22 protein-coding genes are annotated in these 25250 nt (G+C 66.5%); 5 read left to right on the top strand and 17 right to left on the bottom strand.

The window, feature by feature from the left end:
- From ACNQVK_RS22600 to ACNQVK_RS22545, 12 genes are all read right to left on the bottom strand, one after another.
- Window positions 1-1530 (bottom strand): copper resistance protein CopC, encoded by a 1530-nt coding sequence (locus ACNQVK_RS22600; protein ID WP_418031293.1) that lies wholly within the window; start codon window positions 1528-1530, stop codon window positions 1-3.
- Between the two features lie 4 nt (window positions 1531-1534).
- Window positions 1535-2224, bottom strand: a complete 690-nt coding sequence (locus tag ACNQVK_RS22595; protein WP_418031292.1) for a YcnI family protein — start codon at window positions 2222-2224, stop codon at window positions 1535-1537.
- Window positions 2225-2229: 5 nt separating this feature from the next.
- Entirely contained in the window at window positions 2230-3327 is a 1098-nt protein-coding gene (locus tag ACNQVK_RS22590; protein ID WP_418031291.1) for an LLM class flavin-dependent oxidoreductase, read from the bottom strand.
- A 12-nt stretch (window positions 3328-3339) separates the two neighbouring features.
- A complete protein-coding gene (locus ACNQVK_RS22585; RefSeq protein WP_418031290.1) occupies window positions 3340-4212 on the bottom strand; it encodes an ABC transporter permease in 873 nt (290 codons plus the stop codon).
- Window positions 4199-5041: an ABC transporter ATP-binding protein gene (locus ACNQVK_RS22580; protein ID WP_418031289.1), complete on the bottom strand. Its 843-nt coding sequence runs from the start codon at window positions 5039-5041 to the stop codon at window positions 4199-4201. Before ACNQVK_RS22580 ends, ACNQVK_RS22585 begins: the two co-directional genes overlap by 14 nt.
- 1 nt (window position 5042) lies before the next feature.
- Window positions 5043-6152, bottom strand: coding sequence for an ABC transporter substrate-binding protein (locus tag ACNQVK_RS22575; protein ID WP_418031288.1), 1110 nt, complete (start codon window positions 6150-6152; stop codon window positions 5043-5045).
- A gap of 145 nt (window positions 6153-6297) precedes the next feature.
- On the bottom strand, window positions 6298-7305 hold the full coding sequence (locus ACNQVK_RS22570; protein WP_418031287.1) for a ketopantoate reductase family protein: 1008 nt from the start codon (window positions 7303-7305) through the stop codon (window positions 6298-6300).
- 24 nt (window positions 7306-7329) lie between these two features.
- On the bottom strand, window positions 7330-8436 hold the full coding sequence (locus ACNQVK_RS22565) for an LLM class flavin-dependent oxidoreductase (protein ID WP_418031286.1): 1107 nt from the start codon (window positions 8434-8436) through the stop codon (window positions 7330-7332).
- Window positions 8433-9797 carry an NAD(P)-binding domain-containing protein gene (locus ACNQVK_RS22560; protein ID WP_418031285.1) on the bottom strand — a complete coding sequence of 455 codons (1365 nt, stop codon included), beginning with the start codon at window positions 9795-9797 and terminating at the stop codon, window positions 8433-8435. The genes ACNQVK_RS22565 and ACNQVK_RS22560 overlap by 4 nt, the downstream gene beginning before the upstream one ends.
- Window positions 9794-11134, bottom strand: a complete 1341-nt coding sequence (locus ACNQVK_RS22555; protein WP_409552121.1) for an LLM class flavin-dependent oxidoreductase — start codon at window positions 11132-11134, stop codon at window positions 9794-9796. Before ACNQVK_RS22555 ends, ACNQVK_RS22560 begins: the two co-directional genes overlap by 4 nt.
- A gap of 126 nt (window positions 11135-11260) precedes the next feature.
- On the bottom strand, window positions 11261-12193 hold the full coding sequence (locus tag ACNQVK_RS22550) for a LysR family transcriptional regulator (RefSeq protein ID WP_409552120.1): 933 nt from the start codon (window positions 12191-12193) through the stop codon (window positions 11261-11263).
- Between the two features lie 326 nt (window positions 12194-12519).
- Entirely contained in the window at window positions 12520-13461 is a 942-nt protein-coding gene (locus ACNQVK_RS22545) for an aldo/keto reductase (RefSeq protein ID WP_418031284.1), read from the bottom strand.
- 249 nt (window positions 13462-13710) lie between these two features.
- On the opposite strand from ACNQVK_RS22545, the gene ACNQVK_RS22540 reads away from it, so the two are divergent.
- From ACNQVK_RS22540 to ACNQVK_RS22530, 3 genes are read left to right on the top strand one after another with little or no spacing between them, the layout of a single operon-like run.
- Complete coding sequence (locus ACNQVK_RS22540) at window positions 13711-14664, top strand: TauD/TfdA dioxygenase family protein (RefSeq protein ID WP_418031283.1); 954 nt, start codon at window positions 13711-13713, stop codon at window positions 14662-14664.
- 16 nt (window positions 14665-14680) lie between these two features.
- Window positions 14681-15700 carry an aldo/keto reductase gene (locus ACNQVK_RS22535; RefSeq protein WP_418031282.1) on the top strand — a complete coding sequence of 340 codons (1020 nt, stop codon included), beginning with the start codon at window positions 14681-14683 and terminating at the stop codon, window positions 15698-15700.
- A complete protein-coding gene (locus tag ACNQVK_RS22530; RefSeq protein WP_418031281.1) occupies window positions 15697-16494 on the top strand; it encodes an NADPH-dependent oxidoreductase in 798 nt (265 codons plus the stop codon). Before ACNQVK_RS22535 ends, ACNQVK_RS22530 begins: the two co-directional genes overlap by 4 nt.
- Before the next feature lie 66 nt (window positions 16495-16560).
- On the opposite strand, the gene ACNQVK_RS22525 is transcribed toward ACNQVK_RS22530, so the two are convergent.
- From ACNQVK_RS22525 to ACNQVK_RS22505, 5 genes are read right to left on the bottom strand one after another with little or no spacing between them, the layout of a single operon-like run.
- Window positions 16561-17775 (bottom strand): acyl-CoA dehydrogenase, encoded by a 1215-nt coding sequence (locus tag ACNQVK_RS22525; RefSeq protein ID WP_418031280.1) that lies wholly within the window; start codon window positions 17773-17775, stop codon window positions 16561-16563.
- A 5-nt stretch (window positions 17776-17780) separates the two neighbouring features.
- A complete protein-coding gene (locus ACNQVK_RS22520; RefSeq protein WP_418031279.1) occupies window positions 17781-19409 on the bottom strand; it encodes an ABC transporter substrate-binding protein in 1629 nt (542 codons plus the stop codon).
- Window positions 19409-21007 carry a dipeptide ABC transporter ATP-binding protein gene (locus ACNQVK_RS22515; RefSeq protein WP_418031278.1) on the bottom strand — a complete coding sequence of 533 codons (1599 nt, stop codon included), beginning with the start codon at window positions 21005-21007 and terminating at the stop codon, window positions 19409-19411. The genes ACNQVK_RS22520 and ACNQVK_RS22515 overlap by 1 nt, the downstream gene beginning before the upstream one ends.
- A gap of 2 nt (window positions 21008-21009) precedes the next feature.
- Window positions 21010-21858, bottom strand: a complete 849-nt coding sequence (locus ACNQVK_RS22510; RefSeq protein WP_418031277.1) for an ABC transporter permease — start codon at window positions 21856-21858, stop codon at window positions 21010-21012.
- On the bottom strand, window positions 21855-22814 hold the full coding sequence (locus ACNQVK_RS22505) for an ABC transporter permease (RefSeq protein WP_418031276.1): 960 nt from the start codon (window positions 22812-22814) through the stop codon (window positions 21855-21857). The genes ACNQVK_RS22510 and ACNQVK_RS22505 overlap by 4 nt, the downstream gene beginning before the upstream one ends.
- A gap of 163 nt (window positions 22815-22977) precedes the next feature.
- Between ACNQVK_RS22505 and ACNQVK_RS22500 the strand changes: the two genes are divergently transcribed.
- Together ACNQVK_RS22500 and ACNQVK_RS22495 are read left to right on the top strand one after the other, a co-directional pair.
- Window positions 22978-23937: an LLM class flavin-dependent oxidoreductase gene (locus tag ACNQVK_RS22500; RefSeq protein ID WP_418031275.1), complete on the top strand. Its 960-nt coding sequence runs from the start codon at window positions 22978-22980 to the stop codon at window positions 23935-23937.
- A 32-nt stretch (window positions 23938-23969) separates the two neighbouring features.
- Window positions 23970-25244, top strand: a complete 1275-nt coding sequence (locus tag ACNQVK_RS22495) for an NtaA/DmoA family FMN-dependent monooxygenase (protein ID WP_418034264.1) — start codon at window positions 23970-23972, stop codon at window positions 25242-25244.
- Window positions 25245-25250: the final 6 nt, after the last annotated feature.

Here is a 25250-nt window from a genome sequence, read left to right as displayed (position 1 = left end):
CTACAGCACCTGGTAGAAGAACGACGCCAACCTCGGTCCGCTGCCGTTGTCGAACCGGATGGTCGCCTTCCATCGCCCCGGCGCGGGCACGATGAGTCCGGTGCTCCGCCACGTCACTGCGTCGTCGGTGATCCGGTCCCGCGAAAGCTCCACCGGCAGCCGTGCGACGTTGGCCTGGGCTGAGGACAATTCGAGACCCACCTCGGCACCGGGCGAGCCGTCAGGGTCGCGGACCGTGACGACCTGGCTGCCGCGGCGGACCGTGTCGATATCGACGTCGAGCACGTCGGGGCCGCCGAAATCCAGTCGAATCGCCACGTTCGTGGTGTAACTGGCGCGAGCCGGCGTCAGTGAAGACAGCGACGATGTCACCCCGACGATCGACAGGGCCAGCACGGTCTCGACGAGGACGGCCAGGCCCGGAATATGCGTTCGCGCAGCGCGGTAGCCGACGTACCCGGCGACGGCCGCGGCCGCCACCAGGCTGATCTTCGCCAGGAGCGTGACGCCATATGGCGTGGTGGTCAATGCGGCGAGCGGGCGGATCTGCAGTACCGCCAGGAGCACGCCCGCAGCAGCCGCCAACCCCACATGCGCGACAGCAACCCTGTGCCAGCGCTGCGGAACGGACCTGTGCACCAAGGCGATCAGGGTCACCCCGCCCAACCACACGGCAACCGCGTAGATGTGGACGAAGGTGGCCACGAACGACCAGACGGATGAGCCGCCGTGCCCGCCCAGCGTGACCGCGGCAATTGCGGCTGCGGCCTGCACGAGCCCGAGGACCGCCGGACGGAGCAACGCGACCAGGCTGAGGACCACGGTGACCAGCAGGGCGATCCCGAACGGCGTGCCGGCGATCGTTGTCGCCGCCTCCCACGAGATGTCGGCGACGGACCCGGACTGCTCGACCGCCAGCACGAGGAGCCTGCCGAGCAGGCCCAGACTCAGCAGAACCGCCCCGATCCGGTAGATGATCCGGAACCGGTGTGTTCCCTGGGTGTCCGGCCACGCCCAGCGGGCAGCCAGCAACAGGCCTGCCGATCCGATCGTGCCCAGGTACACCACGATCTTCACCGGAAGAAGCACTGCCCGGTCCACTACCGACGCACTGTCGGCCTGCGACCAGTGCCCCTGCTCGGTGACCGAGCCGACCGTGAAACGTGTCGAGAGGGACACGACATGGGTGTCTGCGGAGACCACCCGAGCGGTCGCCAGATAAGCACCGTCGGGCAGCTTCTCGGTCAGCGGCAACACGATCCGTTGTCGTCCGGCCTCCAGGTGTTGACCCGTCAGCGGGTACCGGGTGCCGTCGACGTCGATCAACTGAGCCGACCCGTCGACCAGTGTGACGGGCTCGTTGAGGTCGAAGGCCACCTGGGTGGGGGAGGCCTCCAGGCGTGTGCCGTCGACCGGCGCGGTGGACACGACGGTGGCGTGGGCGGCGGCCGGGGCCGCTGTCCACAGCAGACCTGCGGCTGCGGCGGCGATCATCATGAGCCCCCACAGCACGGCACGTGTCCGAGCCACACCTCTAGGACCTGCGCCGCAGCGTGACTGCCAGGGCTGCGGAACTGCCGAGCGCGAACACCAGCGCGACAACCGAGGTCGCACGCCAGAGCCACGACTCGTCACCCGGCGATTCGGCTGCTACCAGCGGGGGCGCGCCGTGGCCGGCATGCGTATGGTGCGCTTCCGCCGATCCCAAGGTCACGACCGGTGCCGGATGCTCGGATTCGCTGTCTTTGTCGACCGCGATCTCGTTCCACGACACCACCGAACCGTCGCTGTAGGACTGATCGGACGGGAGCGATACGGTTTCGGTGTTCTCGGGCCAAGGCCCCGCGGAGAAGGCGAACTCGCCGTATTCCGTGGGTTTGAGCCCGCCGGCCTTGTCGATCGCGCGCCAGATGATCCGGGACACCCGTTGTCCGTCGGAGGTTGGCTCGATCTCCACACTCGCCGTCCACCCGGGAATCGGCAGGGTGCGGGCCGAGGTCAGCTCGACGTTGTCGGGCAGGGTCACGGTCACGCCGACCGTGGACGCCTGCTCGGATTCGGTCGGCACGATGAGCCGCACGATCCCATAGCCGCCCCGCGGCGGTTGCTGTCCTGCATCCACCCGGACGTGGGCGGCCGCTGGTGCTGCCGCCGTGACGATGATGCCCGCTACCACCACGGTGGGAACACCGAGTATGCGAAGGGATTTCGAGGTTGTGGTCATGCGATCTAGTCCCAGTTCTCGGCGATCAGGCGATAGGAAGCGCGGCGGTCCTCAAGGGCGTAGACGACGGTGCTGACCAGAATCTCGTCGGCCGACACGCTGTCGGTCAGGGCGCGCAGCTTGTCGACCACGAATCCCGGCGAACCGGCGAAACTCAACGCGCGGGAGTCGGCGAACTTCTGGCTGTCGGGCTCGATGAATCTGCCGCCGGTGACCGGTTCGGACGGCAGATAAGTCCCGCGGGCCCGCAGACTGGCCAGTGTTCGCAGATACGTTTCTTCCAAACGCCTTCCCAACTCATCGGTTTCAGCCGCGATGGCGTGTGCGGATACACCGACATAGGGAGAGTCCAGCCGCTTGGACGGCTGGAAATCTTCCCGGTAGCGCTGCACCGTGCCGACGATGTCGTTCTTGACGCTGTGCGCATTGACGTAGAGCGGAAGACCGTACTTCGCGGCAATCGTCGCACTCCAGCCTGATTCACCACCGAACACGGCCAGCCCGAGATCCTCCTGATAGCCGGGGGACACCCGGTACTCTTCGCCACCGACGACTGCGACCGGACGCTCGAGGTAGTTGAGGATCTCGCGGATGCGCGACTCATCGTCAGGCACCGTGAGTGGAGCATTGGACAGATACCCGAGCAACTCGAACAGGAAGTCACTGCCGTTGGCCGCCAGGGCGATATCACCGTCCTGGCTCCCCGGGTGCGCCGTGACCGCCGCCAGGATCTCGCTGATCTCCCGGTAGGGCGCCGACTTGCCGTAGCCCTGCTTGGAACGGCCGAGTCCGAGCACGACACGGCCCGGTGCCACCGCTGCCAGCGAACCGAATTCCTCGGCGACTTCCAAACTGGTGTGAAAAGGCAGGACTGTCGCAGCAGAACCCAGCTTGATCCGGTTGGTGGCCGCGATGGCGAGGGCGATCAGGATCGCCGGTGCCGACGAGGCTCGGCCGTGGTCCAGATGATGTTCAGCGAACCAGTACGAGGCGTATCCGAGATCCTCGACCTCGCGGGCGAGTTCGACGCTGCTGCGGATCGCGGTGCCACTGCTCGTCCCCCTGGGGACGGGCACCTGATCGAGTACCGATAGTTGTGTCATGTGCCGCCCCGTCTACTTGTTGGTCAGGCCGAGTTGCCAGGCAGTCAGGCGCTTTTCGACCCCAGCGAGCAGGAGGTTGAGGGTGACACCGATGATGCCGAGCACCACGATGCCCGAATACATCGCCGGGATCTGGTAGCTCTCCTGGCTGGACCGGATGTAGATGCCGATTCCCTCTGTGGCACCGAGGTATTCGGCTGCCACCAAGGCTGTGAAGGCGTAGGACGCCGCGAGCCGCACCCCCGGAAAGATGTTCGGGACGGAGGCCGGCAGTACCACCCTGGTGAAGATGTAGGCGCGTCCGGCCCCGAGCGTGCGCGCCGCATTGAGCAGAATCTTCTCGACTCCCTTGACCGCATTCACGGTGCTGACGAAGACCGGCCAGAACGCCGCCCACGTGACGATTGCCACCTTGGACTGTTCACCGAGTCCGAAGAACAACAGGAACACCGGGAACAACGCGAGGATCGACAGGCTGCGAAAGAACAGCAGCACCGGGTCGAATGCTTTCTCCAGTACTCGGACCGAGCCCACCAGGATGCCGAGAACCACACCGAGGCCTGTCCCGACCAGGAAGCCCGACAGGCCGCGGCGCAAGCTGGGCCATACCTGTTGACGCAGATCACCCCCGGCGGCCAGTCCGTCGGCGAGCTTGCCCAGCACGGTCTGTGGCGGCGTCAGGAACTTCGGGTCGAGCACCCCGGTGGCCGTCGCCGACCACCATGCAAACACCACCAGGGTGACGCCGACAGCCCCGTAGAGATACTTGTCGTACTTGGCCAGCCGCGCCCGCCACAGGGGAGTTCGCGACGTCGCAACGGTGGTCGGCTCGACGGTCGGTCTCGGCTGCGCGGTTGTTCCAGTAGTCGCTTCAGTTGTTACCAACTTCGACCTCCTCCTTGAGGATCTGCGCCACCTGACCACGGATGCGGCCGAATTCCGCGCTGGCGCGCGAGTCGTCGTCGCGTGGTCTCGGCAGGCTCACGTCGATGAGGTCTTTGACCGAACCCGGCCGTTTTGTCATCACCGCGATCCGGTCCGACAGAAAGATCGCCTCATCGATGGAGTGGGTCACGAACAAGATCGTCTTCTTGCGCGCACCCGACTCCCAGATCCGCAACAGTTCGTTCTGAAGGAACTCCCTGGTCTGGGCGTCCAACGCGGCAAACGGTTCGTCGAGGACCAGGACCTCGGGGTCGTAGGCCAACGATCGCGCGATCGCGACCCGCTGCCGCATACCACCGGAGAGACGATGGGGAAGTTGATGTGCGAAGTTCTCCAGGCCAACGGTTTTGAGGATCCGCTGCGATATCTCGTGGCGTTCGTCCGACGGGATGGACCGGACCTTCAGCCCGACTTCGACGTTCTTCCGTACTGACAACCACGGGAACAGGGCGTAACTCTGAAAGACCACCCCGACGTTCTTGCTCACCCCGCGTACGGGTGAGCCGTCCAGCAGTAGCTCACCGCCGTCGTAGCGCTCCAGACCCGCCAGGATGTTGAGAAAAGTGGACTTGCCACACCCGCTGGGGCCGAGCAATGCCAGGAATTCACCCTCACGGATGTCGAGGTCGAAGGTTCGCAGTACCTCGGTCACGGTGGGCGCGCCTTTGACGCCTTTGCCGATATGGGGGAACTCCTTGTGCAGGCCTCGGGCGCGGATCTTGACGCCGGCGGTATCGGCGGGAGATTCGGCGATGCTTGCCTGGGTCATGTCAGATTTCCCCGTCGGTCAAGATCTCGGTGTTGTCGGCCTGGGAATCGATCAGGGCGGGAGATTTTGCGTACGGGTTGAATTCGTTGGTGGCGATGTCTTCCGGCTTGAGCTTGGATTCTTCGGGTGTGAGGGTTCCGACGCGTTCGGCCAGGCCCCACCAGAAACCGGTCTGTTCCTTGTCGAGGATCAGATTGTTCGCGTAGTAGTACTTGGTGATCTGCTCCTTGGGCAGACCGGTGAGCTTGGCGACGATGTCGCGGTACTCCTCGGGATGGGCGTTGCCCCAGTTGGCGACCTTGGCGAGAATCCCGATGAACTCCCGGGTCTGCTCGGGATATTTCCGGATGAACTTGCCGCTGGCACTGATCGGAGCGAGCCCACCGTCGTTTCCGGAATTGTTGAAGTCGGAGAACGCGACCTTGACGTCGGGATCGGTGCGCAGCACGCCGTTGAGCGGCGGATGGATCACCGCCAGATCCACGCCGCCCTGCTGAAGTGATTGCGGCAGAAGACTTTCGGACTGGGTCAGAAATTTGACCTTGCCGATGTCGACACCGTTCTTGACGAGGTAGTCCTTGAGGATGAACTCTGCGCAGCCCTTGAGCGAGGCCAGCCCGACCGTCTTTCCTTCCAACTGCTTGAGGTTGGTCTCGTCGAGATCGGAGTCCTTGCGTACGAAGTACTCCATGTGCGGCTCGTCCTTGGTCGTGTAGGTGCGCGAGGCGATGACCTTCAGGTCGACCCCGGCCGCCACGGCCGACAACGAGCGGTTGAACATGAACGACGCGAACGTGATGTCACCCGTCCCGAGCAGGGCGGGCAGCTGGCCGGAATCGACCGCACCCACATACTCGGGACGGATGCTGGCTTTGTCCCACAGGCCGAATTCGTCGGCGATCTTCACCAGCGACGGCGCCTTGGGATCTTCGGACCACTTGAAGTGGACCGGATTGTTCGGGTCGGCGGGAACAACCTTGTCATCTTGCGCCAGGTCGGAGGAACCGCCCGATGAACACCCGGCGAACGTGGTCGCCGCGAAGGCCACCGCGATGAGGGTGACGGCACCGCGGCGGAATCGACTGGGTATCTTGCTCCGCGAATCGAGCATGAGGTACCTTCCCTGGGCTGACGGATTGCGTTGGTTCATGGTCAAGCGGATAACGCTGCGCGACAAGGAATATCGGCTACCAGAACGGTTAAGCTCAGCTACATCGGGGATGGGACGCGGCGGGGCCGCGCGCAAGCCTGTTCGGTCAGACCGATGCGGCCGCGGGAGTGCCGGAATCGGCCCCGAGCTTGGCGAGTGCCGCCGCGGCGTCCAATGAACGCACTGGGCGGCCGACCCTGGCGTGTTCGGCGGTGACGCGTTGGATCAGCTCGTTGACAGGTGCCTGCTGACCGTGAAGGCGGGCCTGCAAGACGATTTCGCCGTTGAACCAGTCCGTTTCGACCTGGCTGTGCCCGCGGGCCACGCTCTGCCAGGTGGAGCTGAAGTAGTCGTCATGCACCCGGCCCTGAAGCAGATCGCCACGACGTTGCGCGTCCTGTTCGGCGGTCACGAAAGGGATCCGGGCCGCTGTGAGGACCTGTTCGGCTTCGGTACGTGCGCGCGCGACCAGTTCGTCGGCCTGGAGGCCGGGACAGTACACGGCAGCCACACCGTTGCCGAGATTCGCGATCAGCTTGCGGTGCTTCCACGCCATCACATCGTCGCGGACCTGGGAATGGAAGCCGGCGGCACGCAGGGTCGCCGCAACGAGGTCCGCCTGCTGGTCGTGCCCGCTCGGGTAGGCGCCCAGGTCGAGAATTCCCGCCACCGGATAGCTTTGTTGCACAACGACTCCCGGTTCCAGATGGGCGGCAGGGAGCATCACGGTGATGCCGTACACGTGAGCGAACCTCCGCAGCGCCGCAGCCTCGTTGGCCACTCCGTTCTGGGCGACGAACACCCGCGTCGCCGCGGGCGCGTGGGCGCTGAGATCATCCAGGGCCGCGGCCGTCTGGTGGCTCTTGACAGCCAGAATCACCACCGGGTCGTCGGACCAGTCGACCTGGCCGGCGTGGGGGGCGACCGGCAGGTTCACGGTATCGGCGCCGGCCTGCGTGACCAGCGTGAGACCGCCGGCGCGGATCGCTTCGAGGTGCGCACCGCGGGCCACTGCGGTCACCTCGAATCCGGCCAGCCGTAGCCGCGCGGCGATCACCCCGCCGATGGCCCCCACGCCGTACACCACCACCGGGCGGGTCAGAGTTGTCGCCATTGGGGAGCCTCGATTCTGGGTTGCTCAGTAGGCCAATGGCGCCGGATTGCGCAACAACGGCAGCAGTTGATCGCCGACCCGGGCGACCTCGGACTGGTAGGGAGTGTCGGACAGGACGAAATGCCGGATACCGAGGTCGGCATAGCGCGCGAGGGCGGCGGCGACCTCGGCGGCCGAACCGACCAGCCACGTCGTGCCCGCGCCACCACCGCCGTAGCGGCCGGGGGCGGTGTACAGACATGAGTCGAGCACTTCACCACGACTCGTGAGGTCGAGCAGGCGCTGTTGCCCGACCGCGGGGCCCTGCCCGTACCCGTGCAGGTCCGGTTTGCCTGCGATGGAAGCGATCTTGGCCTCGGCGGCGCGCCATGCCTCTGCGGAGCTGTCCCGGATCAGGGTGGTCACCCGCAATCCGAATTCCAGCGGGGGATGTGCCCGGCCGAGCTTGTCGGATAACGTTGTGAGCCGGTCGATCCGCTCTGCGATCCCGTCCAGGGGTTCACCCCAGAACAGTTGCACGTCGGCTTCGGCCGCGGCGACCTCCTCGGCCGCCGCAGAAGCTCCGCCGAAGTACAGCCTGGGGTGGCGTCCACGCTCGGCGCCGAATGTTCGCGGAGCCACGGTCGAATGCTCGACATGGAAGTGTTCACCGGAATAGGTGACGTCTTCGTCGCGCCAGAGCCGGCGCACCACCTGTAGGAATTCCCGGGTTCGGTCGTAGCGCCGGGACTTGTCGAACTCGCCGTCCCCGTAAGCCGCAAGATTGTCGGTGCCGCTGACGATGTTGATGAACAGACGGCCTCCACTGAGCTGGTCGAGGGTGGCTGCCGCACTGGCGAAGTGGGCGGGGTGCCAATAGCCGGGTCGAACCGCGACCAGTGGGGTGAATGCCGTGGTCCGCGCGGCGACTGCGGTCGCCACGGTGAACGTGTCCGGTCGGCCCCACCCGGTGCCGATGAGTGCACCGCCCCAACCGTGTCGTTCGGCCCGCAGGGCCAGATCCACGGAATAGTCCAGGGTGCCCCAGCCCTCGACGGTGTCGTCTCCGCGGTGGCCGGGGTCGACGGTGTTCGGTATGTACCAGAGGAATTCGCGATCGGTCGCACTGAGTGGTTCCGCGGGGAGTGTCATCGGGGATCCCCGGCGGCACGAAGGTCGGCCAGCACCAGATCGCGGGTGATCGCCTCGGCTAGGCGCGGAACCCCGATCCGCAGGCTCGGGATGTCGCCGACCGGTCGACCGAAACTGACGTTGGCGCCAATGCTGAACACGTGGATGTCGGCCAACCACGGTGCCGATCCCGGCTCCTTCTCGGCGAGTTGGTAGCCCGGGCCCAGATAGGGTGCCACGCCGAGGATCTCGTTCCCCAGTCCGGCCGGGGCGGGGTATACGTCCTGCCAGCGCGCGATGTAGGGCGCGATGGTGGCCAGTTCGGGACGGGTGGCCGGATCTTGCTGGTAGCCGGTGCCTGCGATGACGAAGTCGAACGTCCGCGCCCCGTCGCCTGCCTGGACCAGGACCCTGCCGTCCCGTTCGGACGCCGACGACCAGGGCGCCGAAACATGCAAGTGGTAGTTGGGAAAAGCGGCGGCGCGGGCAACAGAGTCGTCGGGCACGTTGGCCCCCTGCCGGGCCGCCCTGACCCGTTGCTCCCACCGTTCGGCATCGCTGAGCAGGTGAAACACGTCCTGAACCAGTGGATTGGGGCGGTTGGCGAGATTGGCGACCACGACGGCAGGTCGGCGCGTGTAGACATGCACCTCGGTCGCGCCGGCCTCCAGGGCGGTGGCGGCCGCATCGTAGGCCGACGCCGCCGCTCCGAGGACGGCAACGGTCTTCCCGTGCAGGGCGCCGAAGTCGATCAGGTCCGCGGTGTGCGCCCACAGCCGATTCGAGAGTCCCCGTAGCTCGGCGGGGATGTGCGGCCCTCCGGTGCCCGAGACGCCACCGGCCAGAACCAGCTTGCGGGTGTGCTCGGTCCACTGGCGTCCGTCCTGCTCCAGGGTCAGCCGAAGGCCGGCGGTGCCGGGTGCGATGTCGGTGACCCGGATTCCCCGGCGTACCGCTATCCCGGTCTGCTCCCGAAACCAGCTCAGGTAGTCGGCCCAATCCGATGTCGGGATCCGATCGATGTCATCGAAAGCATTTGCGCCGTGGTTGCTTTCGTACCAGGCACGGAAGCTGAGCGCAGGATTGCCGAGCTCGGGTCCCGAGATCGATTTGGCGGTCCGCAGGGTGCGCATCCTGGCCCGGGACTGCCAGGCCAGATCGGCATCCTGCTGACCGGAATCGATCACCGTCACATTGGCCACTCCCGCCCGCAACAGCGCATGCGCGGTGGTGATACCGCTCTGGCCGGCACCGATGATCGCCACATCGTGATCCACGTCGTCGCGCGGCGCGATCCAGTTGTTGCCGTCGAGCCCGAGCAGACGAAGAGACTCCCGGGCGGCGAGATCGGCCGTGTTGATGTCGAGGTCCTGAGTGGTCATCGAAGTGTTGCCTCCGTGAGCAGGTGAGAGTTGGCCGGCCTGGCCAACCCGTAGTGGCCGCGCAGCGTGGATGCGGTGTATTCGGTACGGAACAGCCCGCGGGCCCGCAGGATCGGCACCACATGGTCGACGAACAGCTCAAGGCTGGACGGCAGTGTCGGCGGCATGATGTTGAAACCGTCGGCGACGCCACCGCGGAACCACGCCTCGATGGTGTCGGCGACCTGCTCCGGGGTACCGGTGAACGTCCGGTGCCCGCGGCCCCCGCCGAGGCGGCCGATCAACTGGCGCACGGTGAGACGTTCGCGCCGGGCCAGTTCGACGATGAGCGTGTAGCGGCTCTTGGCGCCTTCGATGGCGTCTTCGGGCAGCAGATCGTCGGGCAACTCGCGATCCAGATTCAGTTGTTCCAGCGGTATCCGCAGGGTTGAGGCGAGCTGTCGGTGCGCGTACTCCGGGACGATGGCCTCGTCGAGTTCACGGTCTTTGGCGGCGGCCTCGGCTTCGGTGCTGCCGATGACCGGGACGATGCCCGGCAGGATCTTGATCGTGTCCGGGTCGCGGCCGCCGGCGATGGTGCGAGCCTTGAGCTCGGTGTAGAACGCTCGCGCCTCCTCGAAGGTCTGTTGCGCGGTGAACACCGCCTCGGCGTAGCGGGCTGCCAGTGCCTTGCCGTCCTCGGACGAGCCGGCCTGAACCAGCAGGGGATAGCCCTGCGGGGACCGTGGGATGTTCAGCGGGCCCTCCACGGAGAAGTGCTCACCGCGGTGAGCGGGTGGGTGGATCTTTGATCGATCACCCCACACTCCGGCGGCCTTGTCCGCGATCACTGCGTCGTCTTGCCAACTGTCCCAGAGCTTCTGGGCGACCTCGACGAACTCGTCGGCGCGCGCATAGCGTGACGTGTGGTCGGGTAGCTCGTCGAGGCCGAAATTGCGGGCCGCGTCGACGGTGGCGGTGGTGACGATGTTCCAGCCGGCGCGCCCGCCGCTGACGTGATCCAGCGACGCGAAGCGTCGGGCCAGGTTGTAGGGCGAGTTGTACGAGGTTGACGCGGTGGCGATGAGTCCGATGCGTTCGGTGACCGCGACCAGCGCCGTCAACAACGTCAACGGCTCGAGCACCCCGAGCGGACGGCGGCCCACGTCGCCGTTGAGCTGCGGGCTGTCGGCCAGGAACAGTGAGTCGAAGGTGCCGCGCTCGGCGATCCTGGCGAGTTCGGCGTAATGGTTGACGTCCGTCGCCGCGAACGGATTGCTTTCGGGCAGGCGCCACGACGCCTCATGGTGCCCCGTGCTCATGAGGAACGCGTTCAGGTGCAGTTGACGAGCGCTCACCTACCTGGCCTCCTGGGTGTGTGCGAAACCTGTTGATGTATCAGGTCGCAACGTATCCGCACCGCCCGGATTAATCTGCAAACCCCCGCTACGGGAATGCTGAAGCCGAACTGCGACGTCCGGGCGTCACGATGCGACACCGAGCGATTCGGAGGGCTGCCCGGGTAGGGCCTCGTCTGCGATCGCCCGCAATATCCGCAGGATCAGCGCGATGTTCGGGTCGCGCTGGCGCCCGGCGCGGACGACGGCGCTGATGGCCCGGCCGCCGAGCTCGATCCCTCCGACGAGGAGACTCTCCAGGTTGGCAGGGACCGACAGCCGGGGCACGATGGCCGACGCGATCTCGGTTGCGGCCAGCTCGCAGATGTTCTGTGCCCCGATCAGCCGGTGCTTGACCTGTGGCGTGAAACCGGCGCTCTCGCAGGCATGTATGGCGGCGATACCCAGCCCTGAATTCTGCGGACCGGTAACCCAGAACCCGTCGGCGAGCGCTGACAGGCCCTGCTTGCGGATTCTCAGATGAGAATGCGTCGGGGCCAACAGCACGAGCGGCTCGAACAGCAGTGGGACGGTGGTCAGTCCGCCGGTCGATTCCGCGCCGAGGAAGTCGTACTGGCAGGTGATGGCGACATCGACCTCGCCCTGGCGAAGCAACCGCAGCGCTGCTGCGCTCGTGTCCTGCTGGACCTGCACACGCAGGTTCGGCTCCTCTGTGCTGAGGCGCTGCATCAAGGGCACGGCCAGGGTCGGAATGCCCATGTTGAATGTGGCGATGGCGACCTGGCCGGACACCCGGTCCCGGGTTTCGGCCACCGCGCTCATGGCCTCGTCGACGGCGACGAGAACGCGGCGCACGTGCTCGGCGAGGACCTGGCCGCTGCGGGTCAAACCGAGAGTTCGGCCATCCCGTCTGAACAGGACGGCGCCTGCTTCTTCTTCGAGCACACGAAGTTGTTGGGATACCGCCGAACTGGTGATGCTGCGCCGCTCGGCCACAGCGGTCACCGATCCCAGGTCGGCCAGATCGGACAAGAGCATCATCCGGCGGAGGTCCAGCATCAGACACCCCCGGTGCTGCGATGGGCGGTGGTAGACAGGAGAGACATGGTGGACCTCATCAGCTCGGTGTGAATATGCGGCTGACACCCCACGGACGGCAGCGGCGTCGATCGGTGTTTGTCGATGGTCGTGCAGAACAGCGCGACGGGCAGCGGCCCGAAGCAGCTTCAGCGACAACAGATCGCGCTACAGTCGCGCATGAGATCGACGTGTAGCGAAGTGGTGAAGTCCGTCGAATTCACAGAATCGATGATGGCAGAAGGACCCGGGTGGGCGCATTGGTGTCGCGCCCACCACGGGTCCAGGCAATGGCCCTGAGCAGGGCTTTACACAGGGCTGCCGGCAGGAATCACCGCGGTTGTAATTCCCGCGTCATCAAGGCGACGTTGGGCCTCGGCATACACGTCGGCGGGCAGCGGACCACGGCGCGCGGCAACCGCGTTCTGCCGCACGTGGTCCGGATCGGCCGTTCCGGCGATGATTGTCGTGACGCCCGGAGTGGTGATCGCATACCGCAGCAGGAATCCCTGCTGGCTGTCCTGGTCGCGAAGCTCGTCGAGGCCGGTGTCGGCCCAGGTGACCGGACGTCCGTCGACAGTGGTCTTCTCGCGCTTGCCCGCCTGGGCCACACCGCCTCGCACGATGATGCCGAAGCCGCGTTCACCGGCGATCTGGATACGCGTCTCCAGATCGCGTTCGAGGGCGGAGAACGGCACCTGAAACGCCGAGAACTCTTCGATCTGCAGGTGATCGTCGATCTCGGGGAGCGTGGAGGACACTCCGAATGCCAGGATCTTGCCTTCCGCACGCAGCTCGGTCAGGGTCTCGACCGCACCGTCACGCCGTAGCACCTGCAGAGACGGGCTGATGTGCAGTTGCACCAGGTCGAGGCGGTCGGTGCGAAGCCGTCGCAGACTCTGCTCGACGCCGGCGCGGATGTTGGCCGGCGAGTAATCGTGTGGAAGCGGTCCAGGCGGGGCATCAGGGTGGAAGTCCAGCGGGCATCCCGCTTTGGAAGCCAGGAAGTACTCATCGCGCCGGGCACCGATATGCCGGCCGATGCGCTCCTCGCTGAGGGCGTAGTCCACCGAGGTATCGATGAAGTTGATGCCTTCGTCGAGCACGGTGTTGAGCACCTCTGCGGCCACCGACTCATCCAGCGGTCTCGGGTTGCGGTGGGGTTCTCCTCGTAGTTCCATCGCTCCGAAACCGAGGACGGTCACCTGCGGTCCGCTGTCCCCGAGCCGGCGCCGTTCCAGATCACTCACGTGTGTATGCCTCCCATGCGTTGTGGTCGTAAGCGATGGTGATCGGCCCCGAGGACCTCATCAAGGGCCGCACGCTACGCGATCCGTTAATCAGATCTGTCCGGTCGTGCCAGACATTAAGCGGCTCTGAAAGGTTCCGGTAGCCAAAGATTGTTGTTCGAGCCAACCCGGACGCTGACGCTAGCGAGTGCGAGATCCGGCCCGCCGGCTCGCCAGCCCAACGCCGAGTCAAGACAAGGGAGTCAGCACATGACCGACCTCACCGAAAAAGTCAGGGAAAGCGGCCCTCTCACCGACGCCGGTCTGGATATCGTGCCGGTCGCCGGGTACATCGGCGCCGAGATCCACGGTGTCGACCTGCGCGGCGAGCTGGAGTCCGGCGTCGTGGACGAGATCCGCAACGCGCTGCACACCTACAAGGTGATCTTCTTCCGCGATCAGGAGATCGGCCATGCCGAACAGATCGCGTTCGCCCGGAACTTCGGCAAGGTGACGCCAGCCCATCCGCACGAGGAGGAGCCGCCGGAGGGGTTCCCCGAGATCCTGCCGATCGACAGCCGCCGCTATGAGCGTCATCTGGGCCGCAAGCGCACCTCGTACGACAACAGCTGGCACACCGATGTCACGGCATTGGTGAACCCGCCCGCGGCGTCGATCCTGCGCGCACACATCCTGCCGCCCTATGGCGGTGACACGGCGTGGACCAATCTCGTTGCGGCGTACGAGAACCTGCCCAAGGAGCTGCGTGACTTCGCCGACAAGCTCGACATCAAGCATCAGTTCAACGCCCGTGCGGTGGCAGGCAGTCAGCGGGACCGCAAGGTGCGGGAGGCGAACCTGGTGACCTATCACCCCGCCGTCCGGGTGCATCCGGTCACGGGGGAGCGCGCCCTGTTCGTCAGTCCCGGTTTCACCCGTGGCGCCCGCGAGATCCGGGGTTACTCGCCGACACAGAGCGAGGCCATCCTCAAGCTGCTGTGGGACGAGGCGACCCGCACCGAGTACACCGTCCGGTTCCGTTGGGCTCCGGGCAGCATCGCGTTCTGGGACAACCGGGCCACCGCGCACCTGGCGATCGCCGACGCCGGCCACCTCGACTACGACCGGGTGCTCTACCGCGTCACCCTTGAGGGAGATGTCCCCACAGGCGTCGACGGACGAGTCTCCGAGTCCGTTTCCGGTGAACCATTTCTCGGATCCTGAAGGAAGAAGACAACTTATGACAGAGGAACCAACACCGATCGAGCATCGCCGGCTGGGCACCGGCGGGCCGGAAGTATCGGCAATCGGACTGGGGTTCATGAGCTTTCGGACCTCAGCCGGCGCCGACGACGAAAAGCAGGCGACCGAGCTGGTCGCCGAGGCGATCGATCTGGGTGTCACGTTGTTCGATACCGCCGACGTGTACGGCCCCGAGTTCAGCGAGATCCTTCTGGGCAAGGCGATCCGGGGCCGCCGTGATGCGCTGACCATCGCCACGAAGTTCGGCAATGCGCTGGATCGCGACACCAACCCCGACGCGCGTGCCCTGGACGGTCGGCCCGAATATGTCCGCACTGCGATCGAGGGTTCGCTGCGCCGCCTCGGGGTGGACCATGTCGATCTGTATTACCAGCACCGCGTCGATCCGGAGGTGCCCATCGAAGACACCGTCGGGGCATTGGCGGAACTGGTTGCCGCGGGCAAGGTCCGCCACATCGGCCTGTCCGAACCCGGTCCGCAGACCCTGCGCCGCGCCCACGCGGTCCATCCGATCGCCGCGATCCAGAACGAATGGTCGCTGTTCACCAGGGACATCGAAGTCGATACGGTGCCGGTCGCCCGCGAACTCGGCATCGGCATCGTGCCCTACTCGCCGTTGGGACGCGGCTGGCTGACCGGCAGCGTGCGTACCGCCGAGGACGTCAAGGGGGTGCAGAGCCGTCATCCGCGTTTCGGTGCCGACGTGTTCGACCACAACCGGGCGCTGGCCGACACCGTGACCGAGATCGCGGCTCAGATCGGGGTCCGGCCCAGCCAGGTCGCGCTGGCCTGGGTGCTCTCGCGTGGTCGGGATGTGGTGCCGATCCCGGGAACTCGCCATCCGGAGTACCTGCGGGAGAACCTCGGTGCATTGGCCGTGGATCTCGGCGCTGAGCACCTCGGCGAACTGGAAGCCATCGCCGATCAGGTTGGTGGCCATCGGTCGATCCGTCCGGAGCACCTCGGTGTCGAGGCTCCACTGGCGGCGGCCTCGTGACCGTCATCGCCCGTTACGGCGACATCGACGCGGTGCTCGGGGTGCACAGCGAGACGCTGGCACTGCAGCTCGCGCATCGGTCGGTGCGCAAGTTCACCGCGGAACCGGTGACCGATGAGCAACTTTCGGCGCTGGTCGCCGCCGCCCAGTCGGCGGCGACCAGCTCGAATCTGCAACCGTGGAGCGTGATCGCCATCCGCGATCCGCAGCGCAAGGCCCGGCTGGCGACGCTGGCCAACAACCAGCAGTTCATCAACGAGGCACCGCTGTTTCTGGTCTGGGTAGCCGATCTGGGGCGGGCCCGCCGGCTGGCGCAGCGGTCGGGGGCCGCGCTGGATGGTGCGGACTACCTGGAGACCACGATCATCGGTTTCGTCGATACCGCACTGGCCGCGCAGAACGCGGTCGTGGCCGCCGAATCATTGGGGCTGGGTACGGTTTTCGTCGGGGCGATCCGCAACCACCCCGAAGAGGTGGCAGCCGAGCTGGGACTGCCGCCACACGCCGTGGCGACGTTCGGCCTGGCGGTCGGCACCCCGGACCCCACGGAGAACGCGGGAATCAAGCCGCGGTTGCCCCAGCATGCGGTGCTGCACCGGGAGCGGTATGACGCCCAGACCGCCGATTCGCACCTGCCCGCCTATGACGAACGGCTTGCGGTCTACAACAACCGCTATGGTCTGTCGGGCAGCTGGAGTGAGCGGGTGCTGAGCCGGCTGGCCGGCCCGCATTCGCTGTCCGGGCGACACCGGCTGCGTGAGCAACTGGAACGCCTGGGCCTGCCATCGCGCTGACCGGGCGACACGAAACGGGCCGCTGAGCAGAAATGCTCAGCGGCCCGTTCCGCGTTGGCCTCGTGATCAGAAGAAGCCGGTGTCGGGCAGCCCCGCCCCGTTGACCGCGACATCGCCGAGTACCCGTGCCTTGTAGACGGTCGGGTTGTGGGAGAAGAGGGTTCGAAGATTGCGCCAGTGCCGGTCCAGGTGCGACGCCGACCGCACCGACGATGCGCCACCGGCATCGAAGATGCGCGAGGCGGCCCGTAGTGCGGGCTGTTCGATCGCCACCTTGACCCGGGCGGCGGCTACTGCGCCATGATCCTCCAGGCGGGCATCGATCCCGCTGACCCGGGCGGTGTCGAGGGCCGGAGCCAACTCGGTCGCCGCCCGCAGCACCAACGCTTCGGCGGTGTAGGCCACCGCATCGATCTCGCCGACGATCTCCAGCAGTTGTGGGTCGGCCGAGGGGGTGTCGGTGGTGGCAAAGGTGTAGGTGCGGTGGCGATCACGGACCAGCGTCGCGGCGTCGGCGGTCAGCGTCTTCAGGATTCCGGCCGCGATCGCGTGCAGGTACAGCTGCACCAACGCGCCGCGCGCCCGGTCCACTCCGACATTCGTGCCGATCGCCAACACTTCGTCGTCGTGCACCGCGACGTTCTCGAATAGAGTTGTCCCGCTGCCGGTGTGGCGTTGGCCGATGCCATCCCAGTCGTCCGCGTGGACGACGCCGGTCCGGTCGGCCGGAATCACCGCGGCGACCGGCGCACCGTCCTCGTTCTCGGCGGTGGCGCGCACGTAGTCGGAGAACTGGGCGCCTGTGCTGTAGAACTTGCGGCCGGTCAGGCGCAGGCCGTCCGCGGTGCGCACGAGCTTCGTGTCGTAGGCCTGGCCGCCCACTCGGGCAGTGGTCAGCTCAGAACTCACTCCTCCGATCAGATGACCTTCGGCCACCACGGACAGCCACCGATCCTTGGCCGGGCTGCCCGGGACACGCTGCAGTTCCTCGACTGTCGCGTAGTGCACCCGCAGGATGTGGGTCAGGTCGGGGTCGGCCTCGGCCAGGCCGATCACCAGTTGGAAGAACTCGGGGACGGTGAAGTCACCGCCGCCGAGTTCGCCCGCCAGACGTGCCGCGCCCAGTCGATGCTCACGCACCAGGCTCAGCCCGTGCCCGGGTGGTTCGTGCCCGCCTTCGTCCAGGCGCCGGCGGTAGTCGGTGGCGATCGCGTCGAGCACCTCCTGCAGCTGTCGTCCCCGCGGAACGGCACGCGCCGTCAGTACCGAGTCGGTGGTCATCGGTGTCAATCCTTTCCGGTGGTTGCGGCCGAGGTGTCGTCGATCCAGGCGTTGTAGAACCAGGGCACCGAGTTGGCCGCGTTTGCGAATCCCCGCACCCGTGGGGCGACGGCGAAAATCTGGGTGTCTTCGAGCAGCGGAACGGAGTACGCGTTGTCGATGACGTAGTTGTTGTACTCCTCAAGCACTTTCAGCCGCTGGGCCGGATCGGTGGCTTCGATCTGGGCATGCAGCATGCGGTCGATCGCCGGGTCCGCGCCGTCGAGGGCGTACAGATCGCCGCCCTTGCTGTCGTAGTTCTGCCACAACCGCACCGGGTCGGCGGTGGGCCAGCCGTTGCGCCGCAGGCCCACCGAGTCCTCGATGCTGGCGGTGGGGTAGTTGGCGAAGTCGGTCTGGCGGATGACCAACCGGATGCCGATGCGCCGCAGTTGTCGCTGGATCAGTTCGTACATCGGCTTGGCGGTGTGGTCGTACACATCCACATAGATCTTCACCGCCAACTCGTGGCCGTCCTTGACCCGGTAGCCGTCGGCGTTGACGTGGGTCCATCCGGAGGCTTCCAGCCGCCGGATGGCCTCGTTCGGGTCGAAGCGGACCGCGTCACTGCGATCGGTATAGCCGGGGAAGTTCTTCGTGACGATGTTCTGGGCGGGTTTCCAGTTGTCGGTGTAGAGGGTGTGCAGGATCTCGTCGCGGTCGATTCCGAAGCCGATCGCCTTGCGCACGTTGATGTCCCGCATGAAAGGAGCGGTCTGCCGGACATCGAGCGTGTTGGCCAGACCAGGAGTGCGCAGTCCGCGCACGTCGAAGCCCTCACGGGCCAGCAGGCGCTCATCCGGGGGCTGGGAGTAGCGGACGGCGTCGGCCTGCCCGGCCCGTAGCGCCCCCACCCGGACACTGTCCTCGGTGACGGGGATGACGGTGACGGTGTCCAGATACGCCTCACCCTGGTGCGGAGCGGACGCCGGCGCCCAGTTGTAGCCCCGGCGCTTGGACAGCACGATCTGCTTGTCCGGGATCTCCGAGGTGGCGACGAACGGCCCGGACCCGATCAGGTTGGTGACGACGGACTGCTGTTCCTTGGTGGCGTCGATCGTGGCGTCGGCGACCAGGCCTGAGGTGTTCAACGACAGCACCGCGATGAACGGCGCGTACGGCTTGCGCAGCGTGACGCGGACGGCGCGGCGTGCGGGGTCTGCCGTGATCGAGTCCACCTCCGGGAAATAGGTGTTGCGCGTGATTCCTTTGTCCTTGTCTCCGTTGGCTTCCCATTCCAGGTTGCGGCGTACCGACTCGGCGTCGACCGGTTGGCCGTTGCTGTAGCTGGCTCCGTCGCGGATGGTGAATTCGTAGATGCGCTTGGACGGGTCGACGGTCCACTTCTGTGCGATCCACGGCACGAAGTCGAATGTCTTGGGATCCTGGTAAACCAGGCGATCCAACATCTGGTCCTTGAGCAGGCTGTTCTGCCAATAGCTGACCTGGATCTGCAGGGAGGCGGGCGCCTCCGCGTCCAGGTAGGTCAGGTCGCCACCCCGGGCACCGGCCGCCCCGGTGGGGGACGGGTTCTCGGAGCAGGCGCTGACCGAGCCGGCGACGATCAGGATCGCGGCCACCGCACGTCGGATCATCACGCCGCACGCGCCGGAACGCCGGGGACCGCGTCGAGCAGGCGGCGGGTATATGCCGCCGAGGGAGCGGTGAAAACATCTACCGTGGAACCTGTTTCGACCAGCCTGCCGTGTTCGAGCACGCTCACGTGGTCGGCGATCTGGCGGACCAGGCTGAGGTCATGGGAGATGAACAGGTAGGTCAGTGCCAGTTCCTGTTGCAGATCGATCAGCAGGTCCACCACTTGTGCCTGCACGTGGACGTCCAGCGCGGAGGTCGGTTCGTCGAGCACCAGGATCGCCGGGTGCAGTACCAGGGCACGGGCCAAACCCACCCGCTGGCGCTGGCCACCGGAGATCTCGCGCGGCCTGCGGTCGGCCAGGTCTGCTGGCAACCCGACGCGGTCCAGTGCCTCGGTGACCTCGAGGTGGCGCTGAGCGGGGGATCCGATGCGGTTGATCCGCAACGGCTCGGCGATCGCCTCGCCGATGGTGAACCGGGGATCGAGGGCGGCGAGCGGATTCTGGTGTACCAACTGCAGTATCCGGGCCTGCGCGCGCTGCTGCGCGGCACGCAGCGGTGTTTGTGCGGCTCGGAGGGATCCGTTCACCCGGACCTCGCCCGCGTCGAAGTCGGTGAGTCCGGCCAGTACCCGGGCAGCGGTGGTCTTGCCCGAGCCGGATTCACCCACCAGGGCATGGATCGACCCCGTCCGGACCTCGAACGATACGGCGTCCAGCGCACGCGTCTCGCCATAGCGTTTCACCAGCCGGTCCACCCGCAGGATCGGCTCGGCGGCCGCGGCCGCTGTCGGCCGGTGTGCGTACTTGTCCGGCGACAGTGCGGGAGCCGCGGCGATCAGCTGCCGGGTGTAGTCGTCCTGTGGCGCGGTGAGCACGCTTGCGGTGGGGCCGGTCTCACGCACGTCGCCGTCGTGCAACACCACCACGGTGTCACTGTGCTGCTCGGCCAGCGCGAGGTCGTGGGTGATGAACAGGACACCGAGACCGTGCTCGACGCGCAACTCGTCGAGCAGCTGCAGGATGCGCCGCTGCACGGTGACATCGAGTGCGGACGTGGGCTCGTCGGCGATCAGAAGCCGGGGTTCGCCGGCAATGGCGATCGCGATGAGCACGCGCTGCAACTGCCCGCCGGAGAGTTGGTGAGGGTAGTGGCCGGCCCGGCGGCCCGCGTCGGCGATCCCGACGTGCTCGAGCAGCTCGACGGCCCGCCGGCGGGCACCGGATCGATCGGCGATCCGGTGCACCCGCAGGACTTCGGAGATCTGGTCGCCGACCGGTTTGAGGGGATCCAGTGAACCCAGTGGGTCCTGCGGCACGAAACCGATGGTGCTGCCGCGAAGCTCGCGCCACCGGCGTTGCGACAGTGACGTGACCACGCGCCCCTCGACGGCGATGTCCCCGGCGGTGATCCGGCCGTTGGCGGGCAGCAGGCCCTGCACCGCGCGCGCGATGGTGGACTTGCCGGACCCGGACTGGCCGACCAGGGCCACCACCTCGCCCGCTCCGACGTCGAACGAGACATCGCGGACGACCTCGCCACGGCTCGCATATTCGATGGTCAGGCCGGAAAGCGACAGCAGGGCAGGGGAGTTCATGTTCAGCCGACCTTCTCTCGGATGATATGGGCGAGCCGCGACAGGCTCATCACGGTCAACACGATGGCCACGGCCGGGAAGAACACGAGGCCCGGCGCGGAGTTGATGTAGTTGCGTCCCTCCGAGATGAGCAGTCCCCATTCGGGTTCGGGCGGCTGCGCGCCGTAGCCCAGGAAGCTCAGTGACGCGATCGCCAGGATCGCCGCGCCGAACTGCAGGGCTGCCAGGGCCAGCACGGAGGAGTAGGAATTGGGCAGGATGTGCCGGAACAACAGGGTGAGATGGCCTGCGCCCAGGTGCGCGCTGGCTTCAACGAAAGGCAGGTTTCGCACCGCCAGCACCTCGGATCGCGCCAGTCGCGCGAATACCGCGATGGACGAGATGCCCACGGCGATGGCGGCATTCACCGTGCCGAAGCCGAGGGCCACGATGATGGTTATCGACAGCAGCAGCGTCGGGATCGACAGCAGCACATCGATGATCCGGCCGATGATGCTGTCGGTGATGCGGCCGAAGTAGGCTGCCAGCAACCCGAGAACCGTTCCCACGAGCAGTCCGATCACCACGGCGATGAACGACCCGGCGATGGTGGCGCCGGTGCCGGCGATCACCCGGCTGAGCAGATCGCGGCCGATGTAGTCGGTACCGAACGGGTGCGAGAAACTCGGACCGGCCAGGGGCAGATCCGGATTCTCCTGGAGCGGATCGTAGGGAGCGATCGCCGTGGGCGCGACGATCATCGCGGCGATCAGCAGCAGTAGCAAGACTGGTGGGATGTCCCACGGATTGACGCTGACCCGGCGGGGCAGCCTGGGAAGGGGCACCGCGGACAGTGCGTCGGTCAGGATCATGCGGGTACCAGCGCCCCTCTCGTGGTGGTCGATCTGTCGATACGTGGGTCGATCAGCGGGTAGACGACATCCACCACGAGATTGACCAGGACGAACGTGACCGACACCGTGATGACCACCGCCTGGATGATCGGTGTGTCCTGGTTGCGGACCGCGGTTTCGGTGAGATAGCCGATCCCGGTGCGGTTGAAGATCGTTTCGGTGATGACCGATCCGGCCAGCAGCTCACCGACCGTGATGGCCACGATCGTCACGGTGGGGATCGAGCCGTTCTTGACCAGATGGCCGAAGATGATGCGCCCGTCGTCGAGCCCTTTGGCGCGCAGCACTTCCACATATGGCTGGGCCGCGGCGTTGCTCAGGCCTTGGATCAGCACCTGGGCGATCGGCGCGGCGACCGGGAGCGCCAGTGGCAGGGCGGCCAGGACCGTCGACCGCACTCCCTCATCGCGGACGGCCGATACCCATCCGAGGCTGAACGACAGCCATTGAAGAGCCACGAGCCCGGTGACGAACACCGGAATGGACAGGAATGCCGGTGGCAGAATCCGCGCGAACTCGCGCACCGGTGACCATGGCGCGAACACCGCGGCCAAGGCGATGACGAAGCCCATCAGTGCGGCCAGCACGAACGCCACACCGGCCAGAGCCAGCGTCGAGGGCAGAGCGTGCGCCATCAGCCGCGCCACGGATTGTCCGCTGTTGAGCGAGTATCCGAGATCCCCGGTGAACAACCGCTCCACCGATACGCCGAACTGCACGATCGCCGGTTCGCTGAGCCGGTAGTAGTCCCGAAGGACCTGCGCGTCATGATCGGAGATGGGGTTCTCGGGATTGGAGATCTGCGTCTCGATCGGATCTCCCGGTAGCACATTGAGCACGAAAAACACTGCAGTGTAGGCCAATACGATCACGATGATCGACTGGCCGATTCGCCGCAGGGTGAAGTTCAACACCGGTCGAACGCTAAGGTGGCGCTGCGGGTCCAGCAATCATTCGCACCTTTAAGAACTTTAAGCCGACTGTTCAGTTCGACTTAACTGTTGCCTCCGTGGGCAATTGGAGTATCCGTGATCCCAACCGTTGTGCCGCGCGCGTCGTTGGATCACCGTGGTGCTCATGGGGGCATCACTCACAGTTGGGGTTGAGGTGGCCGGCGACGGTCTCGGCCGGCTCGATGTCGGGGTTGCCGGTATCGCCGGACTGGCCGGGCGGCTGGAGACGGCCGGGGTGTCGTACTGGGTGATCGGTGCCGACCGCGGTGAGGCCAACGACGTCACGGTAGAGGGTCTCGACCCGTCCCTGCTGGCCACGATCGCGGCGCGGCACACCAGCCATCTCGGGTTGGTGGTCGCGGCCGCCGCGCACCGGGACCACCCGTACAACCTGGCCCGGAGGCTGGTTTCGGTGGATCACGCCGCGCACGGCCGGGTCGGCTGGCTGGCGCTGGACTTCGACCACAGCATCGCGCTCAACGCCACCGCCGACACCTGGACCGGTGCCGACCTCGACGCGGCGCACACCGACGACGCCGTCGTCGCGGTGCGGGCGCTGTGGCGGACCTGGCCGCTGGATTCGGTGGTGGGGGATCTGGACACCGGGGTGTTCTCCGACGTGTCGAGAATCCGACGGGCCGACGTGCACAACGCATACGACATAGCCGGTCCGCTCAACGTGCCCGGATCGGTGCAGGGCGATCTCCCGGTGTGGCGGCAGGCCGGATCCGCTCGCGACAGTGTCGCAGGTGCTGCCGACCACCTCATCGTGGAGGACGGTGACCCGATCCCGGTGACCGGCAAGGTGGTGGTGCGGCTGAGGTCGGCCGGCTCGATCGGCGCCGCGCTCGAGCGGGTCGCCGGCCGCCCCGAGGTATCCGGGGTGCTGCTGAGGCTGGACCCGTCCGAGTTGGACCACGTACTGCACGAGATTCTGCCGGCCGCCCGCAAGCGGGGCCTCCTGAGCGATCGGGGGACCGGGACATTGCGTGAGCGACTCGGTGTGCCGGTACCCGTGGCGCCCGACCTGACCCGCAATCCGACGGTGTTCGAGACCGTGCCCAACCCGGGAGGACGACTGTGACCCGTGCAGTTCAGCTGATCCTGAACGTGAACGTGCTCAACCTCGGTATCCACACCGGCGCATGGCGGCGCACCAGCGAGCCGCCGACCGCGTTCGCCGACCCCGGTTACTACGTGCGGATGGCAAAGCTCGCCGAGCGGGGAAAACTGGACGCACTGTTCCTGGCCGACGGACCGGCATTGCGTGAGCATCCCGCACTGCGTCCGTCACAGGCCCTGGAGCCGAGCGTCATCCTGGCATCGGTGGCCGCCGAGACCGAGCACCTGGGCCTGATCGGGACGTTGTCCTCCACCTTCAACGATCCGGTCGAGCTGGCACATCGTCTGCTCACCCTCGACCGGCTCTCCGGGGGCCGCCTGGCCTGGAACATCGTCACTACGTACTCGGTTCCGGCCGGCGCGAACTTCGGCCTCGCCGACTATCCGGACCGGCATGTCAGGTACCGGCGGGCCGCCGAATTCGTCGACGTGGTCCGTGCGCTGTGGCGCGATGCGGCAGACCCCAGCGGTCGCGGAATCGATCACCACGGCGAGTTCTTCACCGTGGTGGGGGGACTTCCGCAGGGGCCGTCGCCACAGGGCTATCCGCTGCTGGTGCAGGCCGGTGGATCACCTCAGGGGCGCGAGCTCGCCGGTCGCGTCGGTGATGCGGTTTTCAGCGCCGAACTCGACCTGGGTGCCGGGATCGACCACTACCGGTATGTGAAGGACGTCGCGGTGGCCTATGGGCGCCGGCGGCATGACGTCAAGATCCTGCCCGGCCTGATCACCACGATCGGCAACACCAGGGCCGAGGCCGAGCGGCGGTTCTCCGACCAGAATGCCCTGCTGCCGCCCGGTCACGACCTGGAGCGGCTGTCGCAGGTGCTCGGCGAGGACTTGGCCGACTATCCGCTGGACGAACCGGTACCCGCGCACCTCCTGGGAGAGGTCGCCGATCCGGCCAAATTCGGTGCATCCCTGGGATTCCGGGAATCGGTCGTGCGATTGATCGAGAGCCGTGAACTGACGCTGCGGCAGGCCGTGCGGGAATTCAGCGGGGCCGGCCACCGCGTCGTCGTCGGGTCACCGGTCGATGTCGCCGACACCATCGAGCGGTGGTTCCTGGCCGGCGCGGCCGACGGATTCAACCTGATGCCCGATGTGTTCCCCGACGGTCTGGAGATCTTCGTCGACGAGGTGGTGCCGCTGCTGCAGGAGCGCGGCCTGTTCCGTACCAACTACGCCGAGTCGACGTTGCGCGAGAGATTCACCGGCCGTGCTCATTCCGGTGGTGTCCCCACCCTGGTGAGGGCCCGGCTCGCCTAAGGTTGA

The sequence above is a fragment of the Mycobacterium sp. 134 genome (assembly GCF_048282715.1).
In the GTDB taxonomy this organism is placed as follows: domain Bacteria; phylum Actinomycetota; class Actinomycetes; order Mycobacteriales; family Mycobacteriaceae; genus Mycobacterium; species Mycobacterium septicum.
The sequence above is the reverse complement of the archived record's forward strand: the minus strand, read 5'-3'. Positions and strand labels throughout refer to the sequence as shown.